Below are 22,544 nucleotides of genomic sequence, written 5' to 3'. Positions count from 1 at the left end.
TTTTTTTTTTTTTTCGCCTCTGGTTGTTGGGGTTGTGGGTGTGCCGGGGGGGGGTGCCCCCGTCCCCCCCCCCCCCCCCCCACGGCGGTGGACGTCGGGCGGCTACACGGGCTGTCCGAACAGCTCCCGCAGCACGTCCTCCATGGTCACCAGGCCCGCCAGCTTGCCGTCCGCACCGAGTACGGCGGCCAGGTGCGTGCGGCTGCTGCGCATCGCGGTCAACACGTCGTCCAGCGGGGTCGTCGCCCTGACCCGGGCGATCGACCGCATGTCCTTGACCTGGAACGGAAGGTCCCGCGGTGACACGTCGAGGGCGTCCTTGACGTGCAGGTAGCCGACGATCCGACGGTTGTCGTCCACCACCGGGAACCGGGAGAAGCCCGACTGCGCCGACAGCCTTTCGAGCTGCTCAGGGGTGACGCCCACATGCGCGTAGACGATCTGCTCCAGGGGGAGCACCACGTCGTTCACCGGGCGGCGCCCCAGCTCCAGGGCGTCGTGCAGCCGCTCCTGGGCGCGGTCGTCGATGAGGCCCGCATCGCCGGAGTCCTTCACCATCCGGGCCAGCTCCGCGTCCGAGAACGAGGCGGTGACCTCGTCCTTGGCGTCCACCCGCATCAGCCTCAGCAGCCCGTTCGCGAAGGCGTTGATCGTGAAGATCACCGGGCGCAGCGCCCGGGCCACCGCGACCAGCGGGGGCCCGAGCACCAGCGCCGTGCGCACCGGCTCCGCGAGGGCGACGTTCTTCGGGATCATTTCGCCGAGCAGCATGTGCAGGTACGTGGCCACCGTCAGGGCGATCACGAAGGAGATCGGGTGGACCAGGCCGTGCGGCACCCCGACCGCGTCGAACGCGGGTTCCAGCAGGTGGGCGATCGCGGGTTCGGCGACGATGCCGAGGATCAGCGTGCACAGGGTGATGCCGAGCTGTGCGGCGGCCAGCAGCGCGGACACGTGCCGCAGTCCCCACAGCACGCTGCGCGCCCGACGGTCGCCCTCCTCGGCGTGCGGCTCGATCTGGCTGCGCCGCACCGAGATCAGGGCGAACTCGGCGCCCACGAAGAAGGCGTTCGCGACCAGGGTCGCCAGCCCGATCAGCAACTGGACGGCGATCATCGCTCGTCCTCCTCGTCCGGGTCGGCGGTCAGGGGCGGTGCGTGCATCAGCACCCGGGCGGCCCGACGCCCGGAGGCGTCCACCACGTCGAGCCGCCAGCCGGCGACCTCGACCCGGTCCCCGGCGGCCGGGATCCGGCCCAGCTCGGTGGCGACCAGCCCGGCCAGCGTCTCGTACGGGCCGTCCGGTGCGCGCAGGCCGACCCGGGCGAGCTCGTCGGTGCGGGCGGAACCGTCGGCGGAGTACAGCGTGCGGCCGTCCTCGTCCTCGCCGGCGAGCGCCAGGTCCGGGGTCTCGTGCGGGTCGTGTTCGTCGCGGACCTCGCCGACGACCTCCTCGACGATGTCCTCCAGGGTGGCGACCCCGGCCGTGCCGCCGTACTCGTCGATGACGACGGCCATGGTGCGCTTGCCGGACAACCGGTCCAGCAGCCGTTCCACGGTCAGTGACTCCGGGACCAGCAGGGGCTCGCGCATCAGGGCGGAGACGGGCTCCCGCGGGCGTCGCTCGGCGGGAACGGCGAGGACGTCCTTGATGTGGACGACCCCCACCACCGTGTCCAGGTTGCCGCGGTAGACGGGGAACCGGGACAGTCCGGTGGCCCGGGTGGCGTTGGCGACGTCCTCGCAGGTGGCGCGTGCTTCCAGGGCCATCACCTGCACCCGCGGCGTCATCACGTTCTCCGCCGTGAGGTCCGCGAGGTTGAGGGTGCGCACGAACAGTTCGGCGGTGTCGGCCTCCAGCCTGCCCTCCTTCGCGGAGTGCCGGGCCAGGGCGACCAGTTCCTGGGGGCCGCGCGCGGAGGCGAGCTCCTCGGTGGGCTCCAGCCCGAGCCGGCGCAGCGCACGGTTCGCGGTGTTGTTGAGGTGGGTGATGAGCGGGCGGAACGCGGCGCTGAAGAGGCGCTGCGGGGTGGCCACCCACTTGGCGATGACGAGGGGGGAGGAGATGGCCCAGTTCTTGGGCACCAGCTCGCCGACCACCATCAGGAACACCGTCGACAGGGCCGTACCGAGGACCAGCGCCAGCGAGGAGGCCGCCGATGCGGGTATCCCGAGGTCCCGGAGCGGGCCCGCGATCAGCTTGGAGATGGACGGCTCGGAGAGCATGCCCACGACCAGGTTGGTGACGGTGATGCCCAGCTGTGCGCCGGAGAGCTGGAAGGTCAGGTTCTTGACGGCCTTGAGGGCGCTGGCGGCTCCGCGCTCGCCGCGCTCCACGGCCTGCTCCAGTTCGCCGCGCTCGACGGTGGTCAGGGAGAACTCCGCCGCGACGAACGCACCACAGGCCAGCGAGAGCAGGATCGCCACCCCGAGCAGGAGCACTTCGATCATCGGGTCACCTCCGTCCCATGATCGGGCAGGGGCGGGGAGAACGCGCGATGTCTACTACTGGGAGGCTCGCCCATGGGCGGACGCTCACACCTTTCGGAACGGGGACGACGATGAGGTGGACCCACCTGCCGATCAGGGTGGTCCAGCTCATCGTAAAGGGTGCGCAAAGCCCCGTTCCGGCCCGTGCGACCCCGTTCCGGTCAGCCCGACAGCGGCTTGACCCAGCGCCGCCAGCGGTCCTCGCGCTGGTATCCGGCCGTGTCCCAGGTGCGGTGGGCCCGTTCGTTGGCCTCCAGCACCATGGCGTCGACCCGCCGCCCGCCCAGCGCGGCGAATCGTTGCTCCGCCGCTGTCAGCAGGGCGGTGGCGATGCCCCGCCGACGGTGGTCCGGATGGACGGCCAGCCGGTACAGGGAGCACCGCCAGCCGTCGAAGCCGGCGATCGCGGTGCCGACGAGGAGGCCGTCGCGCTCGGCGAGCAGCAGGGCACCGGGGTCCGTACGGAGGAGACGGGTCACTCCGTCGGGGTCGTCGCTGATGCTCGTTCCCTCGGCGGCACCGTGCCAGAACCGCAGTACGGCGTTGACGTCGGAGGGGGTGGCGCAGCGGATGCGGAGATCGTTCATGGGCCGAGCCAAGCAGAGCGCCGATCGGTCCGGCCAGCGATTTCCGTGTCGGGCCCGCGCCGGGTCACCGGGGCGTCGAGTCACCGGGCCGACGGTGCACTCGGGCGACGGGGCGTGCGAGGGGGCGCACGGTCGGTCGCCGGGTGCGGCCGGACGCCCCGCCGACCGCCTTGCCGACGCTAGCGGTTCGACGCTAGCGTCGAGGCATGGCCAAGACGCAGCTGAACGTCCGGGTGGACGAGGACACCGCCCGAGCCGCGCGGGAACGCGCCCTCGCCCGGGGCATGAGCGTGAACCGCTACATCGAGGAACTGGTCAGACAGGACACCGGGGAGACGGGGCACACGTTCGTCGAGGCCGCCGCCGACTTCATGAAGCAGTACGAGTCCGTCTTCGTCGAAGAGTTCGGCGCGGAACACGAAGGTCGTCGTTGAAGGTTGAACCTGCGAATCGATCTTTCCTGGCTCCTGATGATCGCCGAACACAAGACACCGGGGGACCCCCAGGTCACCGACTGGGGCGCACTGGTCGCCGCCGTCAGTAGACACGAGGCCGAGATATTCGGCAGGCCCGTCTACGACGACCCGTTCAGCCGCGCCGCCGCACTCCTCCAGGTGCTCCTGCACGTCCCCGCCCTGGAACGCTCCAACGCGATGTTCGCCACCGCCGTCGCCTACGGCTACCTGGTCGCCAGCGGACTCAAGGTCGCCACCTCGCCGGAACAGGTGCGCGAACTGGCGGGGCTGGTGAAGGCCGGGAACGCCACGGTCCGACAGATCGCCGACGAACTGCGGGCCTGGAGCGCCTGAGCGCCCGGCACCGGCTCACGTCCCGGCCGACGGCGCACGACGGGCGGTGCCCAACACCAGGTAGGAGGTGGGCAGCCGGGGCCCCTTCGCCGGGATCACCACCGGACGCCGGGACTCCACGACGAAACCGGCCCGCTCGATCGACGCCGCCGGATCGCGGGCCACGTGACAGCCGCCGAACAGGAACGGCCACACCGTCCGGTCGAGCCCCCGTTGTGCCGCCGCCGTCGCACGGCCCGGCGCCACGCCGTGCTCGAAGAACCGCAGCACCCCGCCCGGCCGCAGCACCCGGTGGAGTTCGCCCAGGGCCCGCGCGGTGTCCCGCACACTGCACAACACCAGGCACAGCACCGCCGCGTCGAACGCCTCGCCCTTCAGCGGCAGGGCCTCCGCCACGCCCGGCACCACGTCGACCGGCGCCCCGGAGCGACGCGCTGCCGTGCGGGCCAGCCGCCGCAACACCGCCTCCGGCTCGATCGCCACGACCTCCGACACCGACGGCGGATAGTGCCCGAAGTTCAGTCCGTTGCCGGCCCCGACTTCGACCACCCGGCCGCTCAGCCCGGCGAGCAGCTCCGCACGGTACGGGCCCACCTCCGGTTCGGTGGCCACGCTCACCTTGGCGTACACCCGGGCGAAGACGGGGTGGCGCACCGCGTCCCGGTGCGCCGGTGCCGGACGGGTCCACGAGCGCACGGGAACCTCCTGGTCCGACCGGCCCGGGACCGGCACGACGGCAACACGGTCATTGTCCTCGCACCGGGACGACACCACCCGTCGACGGAAGCCGGCACCGCGGCGTTCGCACCCCGGACGCGCCCCGGTGCACCGGACTACCCCGCCGCCCCGCGCGCCGCGGACACCTCCGGCGCTGTGCCGTCGGCCCCCAGCGGGGAGGGCGCCTCCCGCCGTGACGGTGCGTCCCACGGCCGCGCGGACCACAGCGCGGCGAAGGCCCCGGCGTCCCAGCGGCCGTCCAGTTCCGGTGCGAGCCAGCCGCCGGCCGCCGCCCGGAAGGCCCCCGGCTCCAGCGCGCCCGCGCCTTCGGGCACGGCCCCCCACAAGGGCGAGCCGGCCGCCTGCGGGAGGTCGTCCAGATTGCAGCGCGCGGCGAGGTCCGGGTCCCGGGGCCAACTGCCCACCACGACGCCCGCCGGTTCGAGCCCCCGGGCCCGCAGCGCCTCCGCCGTCAGCGCCGTGTTGTTGAGCGTGCCGAGCCCCGCCGGCACCACCACCAGCACCGGTGCGCCCAACAGCCGGGCCGCGTCGGCCAGGGTGCCGCCCGTCGCGTCGAACCGGACGAGCAGACCGCCCGCGCCCTCCACCAGCACCAGATCGTGGAGGGCCGCCAGGCGCCGGGCCGCCCGGGCCGTCTCCCGGGCACCCACCGGAGCAAGGCCCGACCGCCGCGCGGCCGTCGCCGGCGCCAACGGTTCCGGGTACCGGGCGAGTTCGACCGCCGTCACCGACCCCGCCAACCGCGCCACCTCCTCGGCGTCGCCGCGTCCGCCCGCCGCGACACCGGTCTGCGCGGGTTTGAGCACCGCGACCGACCGTCCGGCGGCGAGCGCCACCGCTGCGACCGCCGCCGTGGTGACCGTCTTCCCGACCTCGGTACCCGTGCCCGTCACGACCAGGATCGCCATGGCGCCCCTCCGTTCCGTTCCGCTGTCCGTGGGCGTCCCCGCCCGTCCCCTGCCCGCACCCTCAGCCCGCGCCCGCCGCCGCGCGCACCGCACGGCCGATCCGGGCCACGTCCTCGTCCCGCGTCACGTACGGCGGCATCGTGTAGACCAGGTCCCGGAACGGGCGCAGCCACACGCCCTCGCGCACCGCCGCCCCGGTCGCCGCTGCCACGTCCACCTCGTGGTCCAGCTGGACCACCCCCACCGCGCCCAGCACCCGCACCTCCCGGACCCCGGGCAGCGCCGCCGCCGGGGCCAGCGCCTCGTGCAGCCCCGCCTCGATCCGCTTGACCTCCGTCCGCCAGTCCTGCGCGAGCAGCAGTTCGATGGAGGCCAGGGCGACCGCCGACGCCAGCGGATTGCCCATGAAGGTCGGACCGTGGGCCAGTACCGGCACCTCGCCCCGGGAGATCCCCTCGGCGATGCGGGCGGTGCACAGGGTCGCCGCCATCGACACGTAGCCGCCGGTCAGCGCCTTGCCCACGCACATCACATCCGGCGTGACGCGGGCGTGGTCGGCGGCGAACAACTCGCCCGTGCGGCCGAAACCGGTGGCGATCTCGTCCAGGACCAACAGCACGCCCTGCTCGTCGCACACCTCCCGCAGCACCCGCAGGTACTCCGGCGGATGGAAGCGCATCCCTCCCGCCCCCTGCACCACCGGCTCCACGATCACCGCGGCCAGCTCCCCGGCGTGCCGGGCGACCGTCTCCCGCAGGTGGTCCGCGTACGACTCCTCGTAGCCGGCCGGGGGAGCGTCCGCGAACACCTGCCGGGGCAGCACGCCGGACCACAGGGTGTGCATCCCGCCGTCCGGGTCGCACACGGCCATCGGCTGCCAGGTGTCGCCGTGGTAACCGCCGCGCCAGGTCATGAGCCGCTGCTTCTCGGGCCGACCGAGGGAACGCCAGTACTGGAGGCACATCTTCACCGCGACCTCGACCGACACCGAACCCGAGTCGGAGAGGAAGACGTGCTCCAACCCGTCCGGTGTGATGTCGACCAGCTTCTTCGCCAGCCGCACGGCCGGCTCGTGGGTGAGCCCGCCGAACATCACATGGCTCATCCGGCCGAGCTGGTCGCGCACCGCCTCGTTGAGGACGGGGTGGTTGTAGCCGTGGATCGCCGACCACCACGAGGACATGGCGTCGACCAGTTCGTCGGGGCCGCCCCAGCGTGCACCGCAGCCGTCGGCGAGCCGCAGCCGCACCCCGTCGGCCGAGACCACCACGAGGGGTTCCTGACGACCGGGCATCGGCCCGTACGGGTGCCAGACGTGCTGGCGGTCCAGTTCGATCAGGCTCCGCAGTCCGCCGTCGGTCAACGCCCCGCCCGAAGGCTCACGCATTGGGCGCCACCTGGGTTCCGGCTCCGCGCCGGCGCACCGCCACCAGGTCGGTGCGGGCCCGCGAAGCCGTCTGCGGTGGGGCGGCCTCGGTGGCCGCCGCGGGCGCCGGGCCGGTGCACGGCCCGCACCCCCCGGACGCCACCGGGTCGGCGTCCGTGCCCTCAGCGCCCTCAGCGCCTTCAGGGGCCCCCGCACCGGGCGCCCCGGCACCGCTGGACGCGCACCCGGACCCACCGTCGTGCGGGCCGCACCCGCCCCGGGAGCCGCACCCGCCGCCGTGCGAGCCCGCGGCCCGGTGCTCCGGCAAGGTCACCCGGTCCGCGCCCTCGACCTCGAAGCCGGCATCGGCGATCATCTCCAGATCGGCCCGGCCCGCCTGCCCCTCACTGGTCAGGTAGTCGCCCAGGAACAGGGAGTTGGCCAGGTGCAGCGCCAACGGCTGGAGCGTGCGCAGATGGACCTCCCGACCGGCCGCGATCCGCACCTCCGCATCGGGGCACACGAACCGGGTCATCGCCAGCACGCGCAGGCACCGCTGGGGCGTGAGGTTCCACTCCTTGGCCAGCGGGGTCCCCTCGAACGGGATCAGGAAGTTCACGGGCACCGAGTCCGGGTTCAACGCCCGCAGCGCGAACACCACGTCGACCAGGTCCTCGTCGCTCTCACCCATCCCGGCGATCAGCCCGGAACACGGCGACAAGCCCGCCGCGTGCGCCCGGCGCACGGTGTCCACCCGGTCGGCATAGGTGTGGGTGGTCGTGATCCGTCCGTACGTCCCCTCGGAGGTGTTGAGGTTGTGGTTGTACGCATCGGCGCCCGCGTCGCGCAGCCGCTCCGCCTGACCGTCCGACAACAGCCCGAGGCAGGCGCACACCTCGACGTCCTCGTGCTGGTCCTTGATCGCCCGGATCGTGTCCGAGACCCGCTCCACGTCCCGGTCGGTCGGGCCCCGCCCGCTCGCCACCAGACACACCCGCTTCGCCCCGCCCGCGAGCCCGGCTGCCGCCGCCTCGGTGGCCTCCTCGGGCTTCAGCCACGTGTACTTGAGGATGCCGGCCGTGGACCCGAGCCGCTGGGAGCAGTAGGAGCAGTCCTCGGGACACAGCCCGGACTTCAGGTTGACCAGATAGTTGAGTTTCACCCGCCGTCCGAACCAGTGGCGGCGGACCCTCCCGGCCGCCGCCACCACGTCGAGCACGTCGTCGTCGGAGGTCGCCAGTACCGCGAGCGCCTCGTCCCGGGTCGGCAGCTCGCACCGGAGCCCCTTGTCCACCAGCGTGTTCAGCAGGTCCATGGCGCTGATCCTGGCCTACGCCACCCCGGCAGGCCAAGGAGACTTCGTACAACTCTGCCGCGCCGACGTGTGGGTATTGCCACATCCTGGCCCGGCGGAGCGGCCGTTAGGGTCTGTGCACTGCCTACAAAACCACCGGGCCTCCCCGGCCCCGGACACCGGGCGGGCGCGCCCGGCTCCGGACCACCCACCACCCCGGAGACACACGTGCGGGCAACGCCGTTCGACTGGATCGACGCACAGGCCGAACGCCGCCGTGCCGAAGGACTCCTGCGCACCCTGCGCCCGCGTCCCGCCGACTCGCCCCTGCTCGACCTCGCCGGCAACGACTACCTGGGGCTCACCCGCCACCCACGGGTCACCGCCGCCGCCGCGGACGCGGCGCTGCGCTGGGGCGGCGGTGCCACCGGCTCCCGGCTGGTCACCGGCACCACCGAACTGCACACCGAACTGGAGACGGAACTCGCCGCCTTCTGCGGCTTCGAATCCGCGCTCGTCCTCTCCTCCGGCTACACCGCCAACCTGGCCGCGCTCACCGCCCTCGCGCCGACCGGCTCCCGCATCGTCTCCGACGCGGGCAACCACGCCTCCCTCATCGACGGCTGCCGGCTCGCCCGCGGCACCACCGACGTGGTCGCGCACGCCGCGCCCGACGCCGTCCGCAAGGTGCTCGCGTCCGGCAGCGGGCCCGCCCTGGTCGTCACCGACTCGGTCTTCTCGGTCGACGGCGACGCCGCCCCGCTCCCCGAGTTGGCCGCCGTCTGCCGGGCCGCCGGGGCCGCCCTGCTGGTGGACGACGCCCACGGGCTGGGGGTCCTCGGCACCGGTGGTCGGGGCGCCCCGCACGCCGCGGGCCTCGCCGGCACGCCCGACACCGTCGCCACGGTGACCCTGTCCAAGTCGTTGGGCAGCCAGGGCGGCGCGGTGCTGGGCCCCGCCCGGGTCATCGAGCACCTCGTCAACGCCGCGCGCACCTTCATCTTCGACACCGGCCTCGCCCCCGCCGCGGTGGGCGCCGCGCTGGCGGCCCTGCGGGTGCTGCACGCCGAACCCGACCGGCCCGCCCGGGTCCGCGCCGTCGCCACCCGGCTGTACGGTCTGCTCACCGACGCCGGATTGACCGCCGCGCGCCCCGATGCGGCCGTGGTGTCCGTGCGGGCCCCGTCACCCGGGGCGGCGCTCAGCTGGGCCGCCGACTGCCGTACGGCGGGGCTCGCGGTCGGCTGCTTCCGACCGCCGTCCGTACCGGACGGGATCTCCCGACTGCGCCTGACGGCGCGCGCCGACCTCACGGACGCCCAGGTGCGGGAGGCGGTCCGGGTGGTCGTGGACCGGGCGCCGGCGGACGCGCGCCACTGACCCGGTTCGGATGCCCGGGGGAGTGTGACGGGCCCGGCAGCGGGTGGATCACCGACGGGCGATGCCGCCGAGGAACGCGGTCCAGGTACCGGGGGCGAAGAGCAGCACCGGTCCCCGGGGGGCCTTCGAGTCGCGCAGGGCGAGCCGCCCGGCGGCCGGGCCCCCGGCGGGCCGGGCCGTCTCGATGCAGTTGTTCATCCCCGTGCTCCGGCTGCTGCGTCGCCAGTGGACGTCGCCCAGTGAGGTGCTGTCGATCAGTGAGGTGGTGGGACAGGGAAACGGCCTCGACCGGTCGGACATGGTTCCTCCTTCACGCGCCGTGACGGACCCCCGCGATGAAGTCCAGGGAGTCTTCGGGAGAAAGGGCCTGCTCCTCCAATGAGACGAAAGCGTCGACATACGCCTTCACCTCAGGTTTTCCCTCCAGGTAGAGGCTACTCGTGAGGTCATCGAGAACGACCACATCCAGATCGTCGGTTTTCGGAAAGGAGAACAGGACGAAGGGGCCGGTGAGCCCGATGTGTTCGCCGGCCGAGAACGGCACCACGCTCAGCCGCACCAGTCCGCGGCGCGCCGTCTCGACGAGGTGGTCGAGCTGCCCCGCCATCACGGCGGCCCCGCCGACCGGCCGCCGCAGCACCGCCTCGTCCAGGACCGCTTCGAGCCGGGGCGGCGCCGCGCGGCGCAGTACCTCCTGCCGGGCCAGCCGCACTTCCACGAGGCGTTCGACCTCCGCCTCCGGAAGGCCCACCACCGAGGCCCGGGTCACCGCCCGTGCGTAGCCGGGGGTCTGGAGCAGTCCAGGCACCACCACGGTCTCCAGGGTGCGCACCCGGTTCGCCTGCTCCTCCAGACAGATGAAGTCCCGGTAGGCGGGCGGCAGCAACTGCCGGTAGTCGTGCCACCAGCGGTGGCCGGACGCGCCGTCCGGTTCGGCGAGCGCGACGAGCAGGTCCCGCAGCGACTCGTCCTCGACCCGGTAGAGGTCCAGGAGGAGCCGCACGTCATCGGCCTTCACCCCGCTGCGCGCGGTCTCGATCCGGCTCACCTTCGACTGGTTCCAGCCCGCTCGTCGCGCGGCCTCCCCACTGGTGAGGTCCGCGTGGACGCGCAGCCGGCGCAGCTCGGAGCCGAGTTTGCGGCGGCGTACGGCGGGGCGGTGCTGCATGGCCGACTCCTTCCGGCCGGTGGGTGGCCCACCGCCAGACGGTAGAGGATGCGGCGACCGCGAGGGGCGCGAGCGGCGTGCGGAGGTAGCGAGGGGGCGTACTGCCGGACTTGCTGGCCGGCGCGGAAGAGTTCACCGCTTCGAGCGACAGATATATGCACATCCTCGTGGATCGGCCCCCGTGACCGGCGCCCAGATGGCAGGCTGGCCGCAGCACCAGTCCGGGACCGTCCGCGAACCATCCGCCTCACGCCGGAGTCCGGTCCCGATGGGAAAGGGACGACGTCGCCATGGCAGATCATCAGGAAGCATCCGTAACCCTGCCGAGCGAGCCCGCCTCGGTCCCCGTCGCGCGCGCCTACGTGAGTGACGTCCTCGCGGACTGGGGCCTCCCCGCCGATGCGGGGGTGACCGACACGGTCCGGCTGATCGTGTCGGAGTTGGCGACCAACGCGATCCAGCACACCCTCGGTCAGTCGCCCACGTTCACCGTCGACGTGGAACTGCTCAGGGACGAGCAGTTGCGCATCGGGGTCACCGACAGCCACCCACGCCATCCCCAGCGCCTCCCGGCAGCCGTCCAACAGGACAACGGCCGCGGCATGGCCATCATCCGCTCGCTCACCGTCGAGCACGGGGGGCGGCTGTCCGTCAGCCCCACGCCCGAGGGCGGCAAGACGGTGTGGATCGCCCTGCCCGTGCAGCGGTGGTGGCGCTCGCCCAGCGCCGACCGTCCCGCCCAGCGCTGAGGCACGGGGGCGTGCGCAGCGACGAGAACCGGTCAGGGCGGGCCGTCACCGGGCCGTCCCGGACTCCCTCGCCGTGCCCCCGGGGTCCCGTCCGGATTCCGTCCGTCGCCCTCCCCCGAGGCCCGTGCGGCCGAGCGGCGGTTCAGACGCCGCAGCACCTGCCAGGGCAGGACGACCCACAGCCCCGCACACACCGCCAGGGTGCCCGCGGCGGCGAGGACGCCCCCGGCCCGGCCCACGGCCACGTCCACCGCGAGCAGCACCGATCCGGTGAGCGCCAGGGACAACGCCCCGAGTCCGAGTTCGGTGAGCCGGGAGGACACCCACACGATGTCGGGCTTGGCACCCCGTCGGAACAGGTAGCGGTGGATCGCCGCGGGGGCGGTGAACAGAGCCGCGGCGAGGACCGCCAGGCACAGGGAGACCACGTACGTGCTGCGCTGCACGAGGTCGAGGGACGGGAAGCGGGGCGTGAACGCGAGGGTCAGCAGGAAGGCGAAGAGGATCTGCACACCGGTCTGGGTGACGCGGAGTTCCTGGAGGAGTTCCCCGAAGTTCCGGTTGGTCCGCTGCATCGAGCTCTCCGCGGGGGGAGGCTCGGACCGGTCATCAGTCATGTGTCATGGGTATCCGGTCCGGAGCGCTTCAGCGGGGACCGAAAGGGTGGGGAACGCACACGCCCCGTTCCCCACCCCGTCAGACGGTCAGCACACGGGTCCCCGTGCGCCCCGCTCAGTTCGTCGCATCGCTCACCGCACCCGTCCGTACTTGACGCTCTTGGTCCAGATCTTCGTGAGCCGTACCACGTCGCCGGTTTTCGGGGAGTGCCACATCTTGCCGCCGCCGGCGTAGATGCCGACGTGGTAGACGTTGCTGCCCGAGTAGAAGAAGACCAGGTCTCCCTTGCTGCGGTTGTTCGCCTTCACGCGCTTGGTCTTGTTGTACTGGCCCGCAGCCGTACGGGGCAGGCTCTTGCCCGCCTTCTTGTACGAGTACAGCGTGAGCCCGGAGCAGTCGAATCTGCTCGGCCCGGTCGCGCCGTACCGGTAGGGAGCGCCCTTCTTCGAGGCGGCCACCTTGAGTGCCTTGGTCGCGGACGTCGCGGCGGACGCCTCTGAGGCGGCGCCGGGAGCCACTATGCCGCCGCCTACGGCGACGAGCGTCAGAGCCGAGGCCGTTCCGGCCCTGGTCAGCAGCGACGGGACACGATTGAGCGCAGTCATTGCGCAACCCTTCGTCAGCCGCCTGTGAAGGATGACCTGTCGGGTTCGGGCAGGCGAAGATGCCCGGCCGCTCACGCGGCTTCACCCCAAGGGCCCGCCCGGATCTCTCCGGCGGCCCGTCTTGCTCGGGTCCTCCACTCCTGCCGATCCACTCCTGTCGACCTGGCGTCCGGGCGGCGGCAGGACTCGGCGTCCGCCCGGACCGCCCCGCCGCTGTGGCGGGGGCTTGTCGTCGGAAGGGATCTTCACGCATGAACACCGGAAAAACCGAACGTTACCGCTGGTTTGTGAGTCTCCTCACCCCTGAGCCGTTCAGGTGGACAGTCCTCCGAGCGGGCGGAGCCGCGGACATCGGACGACGTCTGTACCAGCGGTGAAACGTCGTTTGCTAACGATCGGGTAGACAGATGAAGCAAGTCGGAACCCCATGGATGTCTACCCTTTAATACGCTGATCGGGGGTACCTCGTCCGGGTCGTTTCACCTGGCTTCCGGACGCCGGGTCAGTTGCCGTCCGGTGGCACCCCGACGCGCGCCGCCCGTCGTACGCCGTCCAGGGTGCGCAGCGCACGGGCCAGCGTGTCGGCGTGCACCTGGCTCTCGCCGCGCTGGTGCATCAGCGCCAGCGCGTCCCGCAGCTCCACGGCCTTGCCGACGAGCGCCTGCGCGGCGCGCAGGCCTCGATAGGTGTCGTCGGCGCGCGCGGGATTGATCCGGCCGAGCAGGTCCACGGCCTCCAGGTACCGGTCGATGAGTTCCCCCTCGGCGCGGGTCAGCGCCGGCAGCGGGGGCAGGTCGGGAAGCACCGTCGTCTACCGGGTGGCCCGGACCGCAGGGGTGCCCTTGCGGCTCGGCACGATCCGGTCGACGAGTCCGTACTCCAGGGCCCGGGGCGCGTCGAGGAACAGGTCGCGCTCGATGTCCGCGGCCACCCGCTCGCGCGGCTGCCCGGTGTGCCGGGTCAGCAGTTCCTCCAGTAGACCGCGGGTGCGCTGGAGCTCGCCGGCCTGGGCCGCCAGGTCGTCGGCCTGGCCCTGGACGGGTTCGGCCAGCGAGGGCTGATGGATCATCACCCGCGCCCCGGGCAGGGCGAGTCGCTTGCCCGGCGTGCCCGCCGCCAGGATGACGGCCGCCGCGGAGGCGGCCTGTCCCAGGCAGATCGTCTCCACGTCGCAGGTGATGAAGCACATCGTGTCGTAGATCGCGGTCATGGCCGTGAACGAGCCGCCGGGCGAGTTGAGGTACAGCGAGATGTCTCGGTCGGGTGCCGCGTGTTCCAGGTGCATCAGTTGGGCCGTCACGTCGTTCGCCGCGGCGTCGTCGATGGGGGTGCCCAGCATCACGATCCGCTCGTCCAGCAGCTTTCCGTACGGGTCGAGCGTGCGCGGGCCCCAGGAGGTCCGCTCGGTGAACTGGGGCAGGACGTAGCGGGCCGCCGACTGAAGGGTCACGACGATCGCCTCCTCTGAGGAAAAAATGTACAGGACGTACATGTCGTTATGATGGGAGCATGGCTCACGAGATCCCGGTCACGCAAGCACGTGCCGAACTGGCCGACCTGATCAACCGCGTCGTGTACGGCGGCGAGACGGTCGTGCTCACCCGGCACGGCAAGCCCCTCGTCGCGCTGGTCTCGGCAGATGACCTGGGGAAACTCAATGAGCTCAAGGAGCGTGAGAGCGATCCGGTGATCAGTTCTGTGTCGTCCTTGCGCCCGCTTCCCTCCGCTCCGGGCGAACGGCGACGCTTCGGGATCACGGCGGAGCACCGGGGTCCGGACGCCCGCTAGCGCGTCTACGCGCCCCTTGGCAAGACTTCACGCCCGCGCACGCCCCATCGGTGCGCGGGCGCTGCTGTGCGCCCCGCGTCAGGGTGTCCGCCCTGCGGAGCCACCCCTCGAACGGACGGGGCCGGTTGGGAGCCCCCGGGAGGGGTCGGACGGCGGGGAGCGGACCAGGTGGCCCCGGATAACCGACCTGACGGTCTGTTTCCGGGTCGGGATCCCTCGGGCCCTGGGCGATGCTGAGCGGTCACATCCCTGGAGGCGCGGTGCGGTGGAGTGCTGCAATGGGGGCATGGTGTCCCCCGATCGGTTACTCGCCTTCGCCGTGATGTCCCTGGCCCTCATCGTCATCCCCGGTCCCAGCGTGCTGTTCGTCATCGGGCGGGCCCTCGCCCAGGGACGCCGCGCGGCCCTGACGACGGTGCTGGGCAATGCGCTCGGTGCCTATGTCCTCGTCGTGGCCGTCGCGTTCGGGGTGGGGGCGATCGTGGAGCGTTCCGTGGTCGTCTTCACCGCGCTGAAGCTGGTGGGCGCCGCCTACCTCGTCTACCTCGGGGTCAGGGCGGTGCGACAGCGACGGGTGCCCCCCGAAGCCGCCGCGGCGCGGGGCGCGGCCCGGGGCGGTCTGCGCACGCTCTGGGACGGTTTCCTCGTCGGCGTGGCCAATCCCAAGACCATCGTGTTCTTCGCGGCCGTGCTCCCGCAGTTCGTGGACCGGACGCAGGGCAACGCCGTCGCCCAGATGTTGGTGCTCGGAGTCGTCTTCAACGTCATCGCCCTGGTCTGCGACAGCGTGTGGGGCCTCGTCGCGGCCACCGCCCGGGGCTGGTTCGCCCGCTCCGCGGAGCGCTACGCCGTGGTCGGCGGCGTCGGCGGCTGCACGATGATCGGCCTCGGGGTGACCGTCGCCGTCACCGGCCGGGCGGACTGACCCGGCTCCGCCCCCGGTCCCACGGTCGGTGCGGCGCGATCACCGCCCCGTGCCCACCGCCCCCCGTCTGTGCCCCGTGCCCGTCCGACACCGCCGCGCCCTCGCCGGTCCGGCTCGCCGACCTAGGTCGCACCATCGAACGCTGCCCGCCTCGTCGGTCTCGCCGTCGATGTGATCCTCGACGACGGCGCCACCGTCGCCGTCCGACGGGGAGATCCGACTTCTCCGCTGCCGGATCCCGTCGCTGACCCCGTGCGGGCCCACGCCCGGTCCCGCCGGCACCCGCCCTGTGTCAGCAGCAGAAGCTCACCGTGGCTCTTCCCCGGCCGTCAGCCCGGACGGCCGATGAACCAGGTCCGCCTCCGAGCAGCCTGCGGGAGACCGGCGTCCCGCAGCAGTAGTGCGGCAGGACCGCCGCCACCCGACTGGTCACCGAAGCCCGAGGAACCTGGGCCCGATACGCCCCCGGTGACCACTCACGGTGACGTCAGGACCGACCTCACCGGGTCCAGTAGTGGAAGCGCGCGCGCTTGGGCCCGCACGCGCCGTCGGCGAGGGCCTCGTCGTGACTCTGCTGCACGGCGGCGTCGACCTCGGCCTTCGGCGCATTCATGGGCACGTAGGACCCGGAGTAGACGACGCACGACGGGTCGTGGACCGGCCACATCGCCCACGACCCGAACGCGACGACGGCGGCCGTCGCCGTGAGCACGGCTGCGAATCGGCGGCGCGGCGTGGAAAGAAGACGGGACGTCACCAGCGGATGGTACGGAACGGCGCGCGGGCAGCGGACGGCCGGGGCCTCGTGCCAGCCGACAGCGAGGGCACCTTCGGCGACCACGTGCGGTGACACCACGACTGACCTCACCGAGGAACACGCGACGCGGCAACAGGCGGGCCCCCCACGCCTCAACCACCGGATACCGGTCACCACCGGACACGCCGGTGAGCGGTACGCGGCATCCCGGTTATCGGATTGGCAAAGAAGTCGCACCCCGTCTGTTGTCAGGGACTCCTCACAGGACAGGATCACGCTGCATTTACTCGAATCTGCGTACGGGAGATCCCACTTGAGACGGACACGAGCAAGTCGGGCCACTGCGCTGGGCTCCGCGGGAACCATGATCGCGGCCACCCTCATAGCCGGCGCGCTGGCCGCTCCCGCCGCCAGCGCGTACGAGGGCCGCGACCGGGACCGCGGCGAGGTGCGGGGTCAGGAGCGCCAGCAGATCGGCGCCGCCATCGCCGCGACGCGTGCCGCCGAGGCCGGGGTCGACTGGAAGGACTGTCCGACCGACTGGGGGCTCCCCAAGCCGATCCAGTGCGGCTGGGTGACGGTCCCGCTCGACTACGCCAAGCCGTTCGGCAAGCAGATCAAGCTCGCGGTCGACCGGATCGGCCACACCGGCACCCCCGAGGAGCGCCAGGGCGCCCTCGTCTACAACCCGGGCGGACCCGGCGGCTCCGGCATGCGCTTCCCGGTCCGGGTCACCGCCAAGAACCCGCTGTGGGTCAAGACCTCCAAGGCGTACGACTTCGTCGGCTTCGACCCGCGCGGCGTCGGCCACTCGGCGCCGATCTCCTGCATCGACCCGCAGGAGTTCGTCAAGGCGCCCAAGATGGACCCCGTGCCCGACAGCGAGGCCGACAAGCGCGTCCAGCGCGGGCTCGCCGCCGACTACGCGGACGGCTGCGCCGAGCGCAGCGGCGAGATGCTGCCCCACATGACCACGCCGAACACCGCACGGGACCTCGACGTCATCCGGGCCGCACTCGGCGAGGAGAAGCTCAACTTCCTGGGCGTCTCCTACGGCACCTACCTGGGCGCCGTCTACGGCACGCTCTTCCCGGACCACGTCCGCCGCCTCGTGGCCGACAGCGTCGTCAACCCGTCCCGCGAGAAGATCTGGTACCAGGCCAACCTCGACCAGGACGTGGCCTTCCAGACGCGCTGGAACGACTGGCTGACCTGGGTCGCCAAGAACGACGCCGCGTTCCACCTCGGCGACACCCGCGCCGAGGTCGAGGAGCAGTGGCGCACGCTGCGGGCCACCGCCAAGAAGGACCCCCTCGGCGGGGTGGTCGGCCCGGCCGAGCTGATCGGCTACTTCCAGTCGGCCCCGTACTACGACTCCCGCTGGGTGCCCGTCGCCCGGGTGTGGAGCCAGTACGTCGCCGGGAACACCCAGGCACTCGTCGACGCCGCCGCCCCCGACCTGTCGGACACCGCGGGCAACGCCTCGTCCGAGAACGGCAACGCCGTGTACACCGCCGTGGAGTGCGCCGACGCCAAGTGGCCGCGCGACTGGCGCACCTGGGACCGGGACAACACCCGGCTCCACCAGAAGTACCCCTTCCTGACCTGGTCCAACGCATGGATGAACGTGCCCTGCGCGACCTGGAAGTCGAAGCAGCACACCCCCGTCGAGGTCACCACCCGCAAGGGGCTGCCGCCCGTCCTGATCGTGCAGGCCGCCCGTGACGCGGCCACGCCGTACGAGGGCGCGCTCGAACTGCACAAGCGGTTCAAGGGCTCCCGACTGATCACCGAGGAGAACGCCGGCTCGCACGGCGTCACCGGGATCGCCAACCCGTGCGTCAACGACCGCGTCGACACGTACTTGCTGACCGGCGAGGTCGACCGCAAGAACGTCAGCTGCGCCCCGCACGCCACACCGAAGCCGTGACCGGTCCGGCGCGCCCGGCGCCGGCCGGGCGCGCCGGCTCCCACCGGCATCCGGGCGGGCCGGGCCTCAGCGGCGCGGCGGGCGCGGCAGCCTCCTGCGCCGCGCACCCGTCGCGCTCTGGCCCGCGGCGGCCTCCTCGGCCTTCACCGCCGCCGCGTAGCGGTCCACGTACTCCTGACCGGAGAGGCCCAGCACCGCGTACATGATCTCGTCCGTCACGGCCCGCAGGACCGCCTTCTCGTGCTCCATCCCCGCATAGCGGGAGAAGTCCAGCGGTGCGCCGAACCGGATCGTCACCGGCCGGGGCCGGGGCAGCACCTGCCCCGGGGGCTGGGCCTCGAAGGTGCCGATCATCGCGCACGGAACCACCGGCACGCCCGCGCCGAGCGCCATCGCCGCCACCCCCACCTTGCCCTTGTAGAGACGGCCGTCGTGCGAACGGGTCCCCTCCGGGTAGATGCCCAGCAGCTCGCCCTTGGCGAGGACGCCCAGACCCTCCCGGATCGCCGCGGCCCCCGCCTCCTTGCCCGAGCGGTCGACGGGGATCTGTCCGGCGCTGCGGAAGAACGCCGAGGTGAGCCGGCCCCGCACCCCGGGCCCCGTGAAGTACTCCGCCTTCGCGAGGAAGGTGATGCGGCGCTTCAGGATCGCCGGCATCAGGAAGTGGTCGGCGAACGAGAGGTGGTTCCCGGCGACGATCGCCGCCCCCGACTCCGGTACGTGCTGGAGCCCCTCGATCCTGGGCCGGAACAGCAGTCGCAGCAACGGCCCCAGGAGCACGTGCTTCAGCGCGTAGTAGAACAAGGCGTCTCTCCCAACTCCACCGCCCGGCACCCGTGCCGGGTGCCGCGGGGCCGGGCCGGACGCCCGTGCGCCGGACCGGCCGTGGACGACCGCCGCGGTCGACTCGGGACAGGATGTCAGCTCCGGACCCGTGGGCGCGGACCTTCGCCCGTCCGGCCGTCAGGGCAGCCGGGTGCCCTCGGGCAGGTCGATGCCGAACTCGGCGGAGAGGACCTTCAGCCGCTCGGCGTCGCCCGTGAGCGTGCGCACCGATCGGGTGCCGGCCAGGTCCAGGTGGGTCAGCTCGTTGCCGACCAACTGGAGGTGGTGATCGGTGAAGGTGCGCAGCACGTAGACGGAGGAACTGAACGGGGACCGCGGGTGCGTCGCGACGTGCCAGTTCGCCACCGCGTAGTCGGGCGCCTCGAAGGGCTCCTCCGTGAAGGCGTACTGGACCTCCCAGGCCCCCGACTGCCAGGACTGGAGCAGCCAGGACCGCAGCGGTCCGGTCCGTTCCCCGAGGACCAGTCGGTGGCGCCGGCCGCCCTCCGTCTCCGTGACCGAGTCGGCGACGAAGGGTATCGCCTCCAGCAGCGAGCCGGGGGAGCCGAAGCCCACGTCCGCCAGGTACGGGTGCGGTTCACCGGGCACCTCGACGAGCAGCGTCATGTGGGTGCGGGGCCTCAGCACCCCGGGCCCGGCACCCACCTGGACCCGGGCCATCAGCCCGGTCACCGTGAAGCCGAGCCGGCGCAGCACGGCGGTGAAGAGGGTGTTGTGTTCGTAGCAGTAGCCGCCGCGCCGGGAACCGAGGAGCTTCGCCGTCACCTCGGCGAGGTCGAGGGAGGGGGCCGTTCCCAGGACCGCTTCCAGGTTCTCGAAGGGGATGGCGAGCTGATGGGCGCGGTTCAGGCCGCGCAGGGTCGCGGGGGTCGGGGTCCGCCCGCCGCTCCAGCCGAGGTGGTCGAGGTAGGCGTCGAGGTCCGGGGCGGGGGCAGGGTGGTCGCTGGTCATGGGGGAACGGTACGGGACGTGCCGTGGGGCACGTCCCGTGTTTTCCCGTCAGGAGTCGCGCGCGACGACCATGCCCAGGGTGGTCAGTCCGACCACCACCCAACCGAACCAGAGCCAGCCGTTGCTGCCGAGCGCCACCGAGTAGGCCGACACGGCCACCAGGGTCCCGAGGGTGAGCGCCCCCATCGTCCTGGTCGACCGCTGCGTCGCTTTGGGCATCGTGACACCCTCCTCACGCCCGCCCGGACTTCCCGCGCCCGGGCCGTGGCCTTCCGCCCATGGTCGCCCCCCGGACGGCCCGCGCGCCAGGCGTCGGGCCGCACCCCGTGAACTGACCGTCCCGGGGTGACGCTCAGCGACCGCGCGCGTGCAGCGAGGCGAGATAGGCGTTGTACGCCGCCAGCTCCTTGTCCCCGTCCCGGTCGGCGGCCCGGTCCAGACGGCGGGCCTGACGTTGGTCGGAGGCGTACCACTGGAAGACCAGGGCGATCAGCACCAGTACCGAGGGCACCTCGCTGAACGCCCAGGCGATTCCGCCGGCAGCGGTCTGGTCGGCGAGGGCGTCGATCCCCAGCGACTCCGGCGGGTTCTGGTAGGGGCCGATCATCGGGGTGCTCGCCATCATCAGCGCGATGCCGAAGAAGGCGTGGAAGGGCATGCCCGCGAACAGCTCCAGCATCCGCATCACGTAGCCGGGCCGGTGCGGGCCCGGGTCCACGCCCATGATCGGCCAGAAGAACACCAGGCCCGTCGCCAGGAAGTGCACCATCATCGCGAGGTGGCCCGGCGTCGACTCCATCAGGAACCCGAACAGTGGCGTGAAGTACAAGCCGTACAGACTGGCGATGAACAGCGGGATCGTGAACCCGGGGTGCGTGATCACCTTCAGGTACCGGCTGTGCAGCAGCGCCAGCAGCAGTTCACGCGGCCCCTTGCTGCCCCGCGCGGCCACCGGCAGCGCCCTCAGGGCCAGGGTGATCGGGGCGCCCAACAGCAGCATGATCGGGGACAGCATGCTGATCACCATGTGCTGGACCATGTGCACGCTGAACATGACCATGCCGTAGTCGTTGAGTCCGGTGCACGTCACCAGCATCACCGACAGCACGCCCAGGACGAACGCCACCGTCCGTCCCACCGGCCACTTGTCCCCGCGCCGGAGCAGTCGGGTCACGCCCCAGCCGTACAGGGCCAGCGCCAGCAGGCAACCGATCAGGAAGAACGGCTCGGGGGACCACTGCAGGCCCCGCTCCAGCGTGAACGGCGGCAGGTCCATGGACATGCCGTGACCGCTGTGATCCATCCGTCGGCTCCTGTTTCGTACGGGTTCGGGTGTCCGTCCGCACCAGACTAGAACCGCCCCCGACCGCGGTCGCGGTCGGGGGCGGTCGGAACTCCGTACGGGTCACGCATCCGGTGGGGGAGCGGCCCCGTCACGGCGCCGCAGCGGCCTACAGCACGACCCCGGCCTCGGCGTAGCGCTCGTCGGGGACCGTCTTCAAGGTCTCCACGGCCTGCGCGAGCGGCACCATCACGATCTCGGTGCCGCGCAGGGCGGTCATCTGCCCGAACTCGCCCCGGTGCGCGGCCTCCACCGCGTGCCAGCCGAACCGGGTGGCCAGCACCCTGTCGTACGCGGTCGGGGTGCCGCCGCGCTGGACGTGGCCGAGGATCACCGGGCGCGCCTCCTTGCCGAGGCGCTGTTCCAGCTCGATCGACAGCTGTCGGGCGATCCCCGCGAAGCGCTCGTGACCGTAGACGTCCTTGCCGCCCTCGTCGAACTCCATGGAGCCCGACCGGGGCTTCGCGCCCTCGGCGGCCACCACGATCGCGAACTTCTTGCCGGCCGAGAACCGCTCGCCGACGCGCTCCGCGAGTTCCGCCACGTCGAAGGGACGTTCCGGGACCACGATCGCGTGCGCTCCGGCAGCCATCCCGGAGTGCAGGGCGATCCACCCGGTGTGGCGGCCCATGACCTCCACGATCAGCACCCGCTGGTGCGACTCGGCGGTCGTCTTCAGCCGGTCGAGGGCCTCCGTCGCCACGCCGACGGCCGTGTCGAACCCGAAGGTGACGTCCGTGGCCGCGATGTCGTTGTCTATCGTCTTCGGCACCCCGACGATCGGCAGACCGTTGTCGGAGAGCAGCCGGGCCGCCTTGAGGGTGCCCTCGCCGCCGATCGGGATGATCGCGTCGATGCCCAGCTCCGCGACGTGGCCCTTGGCCCGCTCCACGCCGTCCACCAGGTGCGCGGGCTGGACCCGCGAGGAACCGAGGATGGTGCCGCCGAGGGCGAGGATGCCGCCGACGGCGTCGAGGTCGAGCTTGCGGTAGTCACACTCCAGCAGGCCCTTCCAACCGTCGTTGAAACCGATCACCTCGTCACCGTGATCGACTACGGCACGATGGACGACGGATCGGATGACGGCGTTCAGGCCAGGGCAGTCACCGCCGGAAGTGAGGACACCAAGACGCATGGCTCGGAAAACCTTTGCAACGTGGACGTGCTACCGGACCACGCCGTCCGGTGGGACGCCGCCACCCTACCGGCGTATCCGGCCCGAGCCGAACGGCCCGTCCGCCTTGTGGACACCCCCGCACACCTGAGCGGAGCCCCCGTCAGACGGGGGCTCCGC

At 72.1% G+C, this 22,544-nt stretch carries 27 protein-coding genes and 1 riboswitch; of the genes, 8 read left to right on the top strand and 19 right to left on the bottom strand.

What is annotated here, in order from left to right; translation table 11 throughout:
- Nucleotides 1-102: 102 nt before the first annotated feature.
- The 3 genes from ACFV88_RS27855 to ACFV88_RS27845 form a co-directional block, all read right to left on the bottom strand.
- A complete protein-coding gene (locus tag ACFV88_RS27855; protein ID WP_385494676.1) occupies nt 103-1,116 on the bottom strand; it encodes a hemolysin family protein in 1,014 nt (337 codons plus the stop codon).
- Nucleotides 1,113-2,450: a hemolysin family protein gene (locus tag ACFV88_RS27850; RefSeq protein WP_385494675.1), complete on the bottom strand. Its 1,338-nt coding sequence runs from the start codon at nt 2,448-2,450 to the stop codon at nt 1,113-1,115. The genes ACFV88_RS27855 and ACFV88_RS27850 overlap by 4 nt, the downstream gene beginning before the upstream one ends.
- A 200-nt stretch (nt 2,451-2,650) precedes the next feature.
- Entirely contained in the window at nt 2,651-3,076 is a 426-nt protein-coding gene (locus tag ACFV88_RS27845; protein WP_385494674.1) for a GNAT family N-acetyltransferase, read from the bottom strand.
- A gap of 206 nt (nt 3,077-3,282) precedes the next feature.
- Here ACFV88_RS27845 and ACFV88_RS27840 point away from each other — a divergent pair, with 206 nt between their 5' ends.
- Together ACFV88_RS27840 and ACFV88_RS27835 are read left to right on the top strand one after the other, a co-directional pair.
- Nucleotides 3,283-3,510 (top strand): antitoxin, encoded by a 228-nt coding sequence (locus tag ACFV88_RS27840; RefSeq protein ID WP_385494673.1) that lies wholly within the window; start codon nt 3,283-3,285, stop codon nt 3,508-3,510.
- Between the two features lie 3 nt (nt 3,511-3,513).
- Nucleotides 3,514-3,885 (top strand): fic family toxin-antitoxin system, toxin component, encoded by a 372-nt coding sequence (locus ACFV88_RS27835; RefSeq protein ID WP_385494671.1) that lies wholly within the window; start codon nt 3,514-3,516, stop codon nt 3,883-3,885.
- Nucleotides 3,886-3,900: 15 nt separating this feature from the next.
- On the opposite strand, the gene ACFV88_RS27830 is transcribed toward ACFV88_RS27835, so the two are convergent.
- The 4 genes from ACFV88_RS27830 to bioB form a co-directional block, all read right to left on the bottom strand.
- Nucleotides 3,901-4,581: a class I SAM-dependent methyltransferase gene (locus tag ACFV88_RS27830; protein ID WP_385494670.1), complete on the bottom strand. Its 681-nt coding sequence runs from the start codon at nt 4,579-4,581 to the stop codon at nt 3,901-3,903.
- Nucleotides 4,582-4,718: 137 nt separating this feature from the next.
- Nucleotides 4,719-5,531 carry a dethiobiotin synthase gene (bioD, locus tag ACFV88_RS27825; RefSeq protein ID WP_385494669.1) on the bottom strand — a complete coding sequence of 271 codons (813 nt, stop codon included), beginning with the start codon at nt 5,529-5,531 and terminating at the stop codon, nt 4,719-4,721.
- Between the two features lie 61 nt (nt 5,532-5,592).
- Nucleotides 5,593-6,918 (bottom strand): adenosylmethionine--8-amino-7-oxononanoate transaminase, encoded by a 1,326-nt coding sequence (locus ACFV88_RS27820; protein ID WP_385494668.1) that lies wholly within the window; start codon nt 6,916-6,918, stop codon nt 5,593-5,595.
- On the bottom strand, nt 6,911-8,212 hold the full coding sequence (gene bioB, locus ACFV88_RS27815; protein ID WP_385494667.1) for a biotin synthase BioB: 1,302 nt from the start codon (nt 8,210-8,212) through the stop codon (nt 6,911-6,913). Before bioB ends, ACFV88_RS27820 begins: the two co-directional genes overlap by 8 nt.
- 207 nt (nt 8,213-8,419) lie before the next feature.
- Between bioB and ACFV88_RS27810 the strand changes: the two genes are divergently transcribed.
- Nucleotides 8,420-9,571 (top strand): 8-amino-7-oxononanoate synthase, encoded by a 1,152-nt coding sequence (locus ACFV88_RS27810; protein WP_385494666.1) that lies wholly within the window; start codon nt 8,420-8,422, stop codon nt 9,569-9,571.
- A 48-nt stretch (nt 9,572-9,619) separates the two neighbouring features.
- On the opposite strand, the gene ACFV88_RS27805 is transcribed toward ACFV88_RS27810, so the two are convergent.
- Both ACFV88_RS27805 and ACFV88_RS27800 read right to left on the bottom strand, forming a co-directional pair.
- Nucleotides 9,620-9,871, bottom strand: a complete 252-nt coding sequence (locus tag ACFV88_RS27805; protein ID WP_385494665.1) for a DUF397 domain-containing protein — start codon at nt 9,869-9,871, stop codon at nt 9,620-9,622.
- Between the two features lie 10 nt (nt 9,872-9,881).
- Complete coding sequence (locus tag ACFV88_RS27800) at nt 9,882-10,739, bottom strand: helix-turn-helix domain-containing protein (protein WP_385494664.1); 858 nt, start codon at nt 10,737-10,739, stop codon at nt 9,882-9,884.
- Nucleotides 10,740-11,029: 290 nt separating this feature from the next.
- Between ACFV88_RS27800 and ACFV88_RS27795 the strand changes: the two genes are divergently transcribed.
- A complete protein-coding gene (locus ACFV88_RS27795; protein ID WP_385494663.1) occupies nt 11,030-11,488 on the top strand; it encodes an ATP-binding protein in 459 nt (152 codons plus the stop codon).
- A 32-nt stretch (nt 11,489-11,520) separates the two neighbouring features.
- On the opposite strand, the gene ACFV88_RS27790 is transcribed toward ACFV88_RS27795, so the two are convergent.
- The 4 genes from ACFV88_RS27790 to ACFV88_RS27775 form a co-directional block, all read right to left on the bottom strand.
- Entirely contained in the window at nt 11,521-12,105 is a 585-nt protein-coding gene (locus ACFV88_RS27790; protein WP_385494662.1) for a DUF6328 family protein, read from the bottom strand.
- A gap of 132 nt (nt 12,106-12,237) precedes the next feature.
- Nucleotides 12,238-12,711, bottom strand: a complete 474-nt coding sequence (locus ACFV88_RS27785) for a C40 family peptidase (protein ID WP_385494660.1) — start codon at nt 12,709-12,711, stop codon at nt 12,238-12,240.
- 4 nt (nt 12,712-12,715) lie between these two features.
- Nucleotides 12,716-12,913: riboswitch (cyclic di-AMP (ydaO/yuaA leader) on the bottom strand.
- 300 nt (nt 12,914-13,213) lie between these two features.
- Nucleotides 13,214-13,516 carry a hypothetical protein gene (locus ACFV88_RS27780; protein WP_385494659.1) on the bottom strand — a complete coding sequence of 101 codons (303 nt, stop codon included), beginning with the start codon at nt 13,514-13,516 and terminating at the stop codon, nt 13,214-13,216.
- Between the two features lie 6 nt (nt 13,517-13,522).
- Nucleotides 13,523-14,203 (bottom strand): ATP-dependent Clp protease proteolytic subunit, encoded by a 681-nt coding sequence (locus ACFV88_RS27775; protein WP_385494658.1) that lies wholly within the window; start codon nt 14,201-14,203, stop codon nt 13,523-13,525.
- A gap of 17 nt (nt 14,204-14,220) precedes the next feature.
- Between ACFV88_RS27775 and ACFV88_RS27770 the strand changes: the two genes are divergently transcribed.
- On the top strand, nt 14,221-14,499 hold the full coding sequence (locus ACFV88_RS27770; RefSeq protein ID WP_385494657.1) for a type II toxin-antitoxin system Phd/YefM family antitoxin: 279 nt from the start codon (nt 14,221-14,223) through the stop codon (nt 14,497-14,499).
- A gap of 286 nt (nt 14,500-14,785) precedes the next feature.
- Nucleotides 14,786-15,424: a LysE family translocator gene (locus ACFV88_RS27765; protein WP_385494656.1), complete on the top strand. Its 639-nt coding sequence runs from the start codon at nt 14,786-14,788 to the stop codon at nt 15,422-15,424.
- Between the two features lie 499 nt (nt 15,425-15,923).
- Here the strand turns inward: ACFV88_RS27765 and ACFV88_RS27760 are convergent, their stop codons facing one another.
- A complete protein-coding gene (locus ACFV88_RS27760) occupies nt 15,924-16,181 on the bottom strand; it encodes a hypothetical protein (protein WP_385494655.1) in 258 nt (85 codons plus the stop codon).
- Nucleotides 16,182-16,545: 364 nt separating this feature from the next.
- On the opposite strand from ACFV88_RS27760, the gene ACFV88_RS27755 reads away from it, so the two are divergent.
- The gene (locus tag ACFV88_RS27755; protein WP_385494654.1) at nt 16,546-18,111 is read left to right on the top strand and encodes an alpha/beta hydrolase; all 1,566 of its coding nucleotides are present in this window, start codon (nt 16,546-16,548) and stop codon (nt 18,109-18,111) included.
- Nucleotides 18,112-18,177: 66 nt separating this feature from the next.
- Here the strand turns inward: ACFV88_RS27755 and ACFV88_RS27750 are convergent, their stop codons facing one another.
- From ACFV88_RS27750 to ACFV88_RS27730, 5 genes are all read right to left on the bottom strand, one after another.
- Nucleotides 18,178-18,915 carry a lysophospholipid acyltransferase family protein gene (locus ACFV88_RS27750; protein ID WP_385494653.1) on the bottom strand — a complete coding sequence of 246 codons (738 nt, stop codon included), beginning with the start codon at nt 18,913-18,915 and terminating at the stop codon, nt 18,178-18,180.
- A gap of 159 nt (nt 18,916-19,074) precedes the next feature.
- Entirely contained in the window at nt 19,075-19,908 is an 834-nt protein-coding gene (locus tag ACFV88_RS27745; RefSeq protein WP_385494652.1) for an arylamine N-acetyltransferase, read from the bottom strand.
- Between the two features lie 48 nt (nt 19,909-19,956).
- Entirely contained in the window at nt 19,957-20,127 is a 171-nt protein-coding gene (locus tag ACFV88_RS27740) for a hypothetical protein (RefSeq protein ID WP_385494651.1), read from the bottom strand.
- 133 nt (nt 20,128-20,260) lie between these two features.
- The gene (locus ACFV88_RS27735) at nt 20,261-21,211 is read right to left on the bottom strand and encodes a cytochrome c oxidase assembly protein (RefSeq protein WP_385494650.1); all 951 of its coding nucleotides are present in this window, start codon (nt 21,209-21,211) and stop codon (nt 20,261-20,263) included.
- Between the two features lie 148 nt (nt 21,212-21,359).
- On the bottom strand, nt 21,360-22,385 hold the full coding sequence (locus tag ACFV88_RS27730; RefSeq protein ID WP_385494649.1) for a 6-phosphofructokinase: 1,026 nt from the start codon (nt 22,383-22,385) through the stop codon (nt 21,360-21,362).
- Between ACFV88_RS27730 and ACFV88_RS27725 the strand changes: the two genes are divergently transcribed.
- Nucleotides 22,296-22,544: hypothetical protein (locus ACFV88_RS27725; protein ID WP_385494785.1), on the top strand; the 249-nt coding region annotated here is incomplete at its 3' end. The two genes, ACFV88_RS27730 and ACFV88_RS27725, sit on opposite strands and share 90 nt — an antisense overlap.

The sequence above is a fragment of the Streptomyces sp. NPDC059816 genome, from assembly GCF_042732055.1.
Classification (GTDB): Bacteria; Actinomycetota; Actinomycetes; order Streptomycetales; family Streptomycetaceae; genus Streptomyces.
Note: the sequence above shows the minus strand (reverse complement) of the source record. Positions and strands in the feature narration are given on the sequence as shown.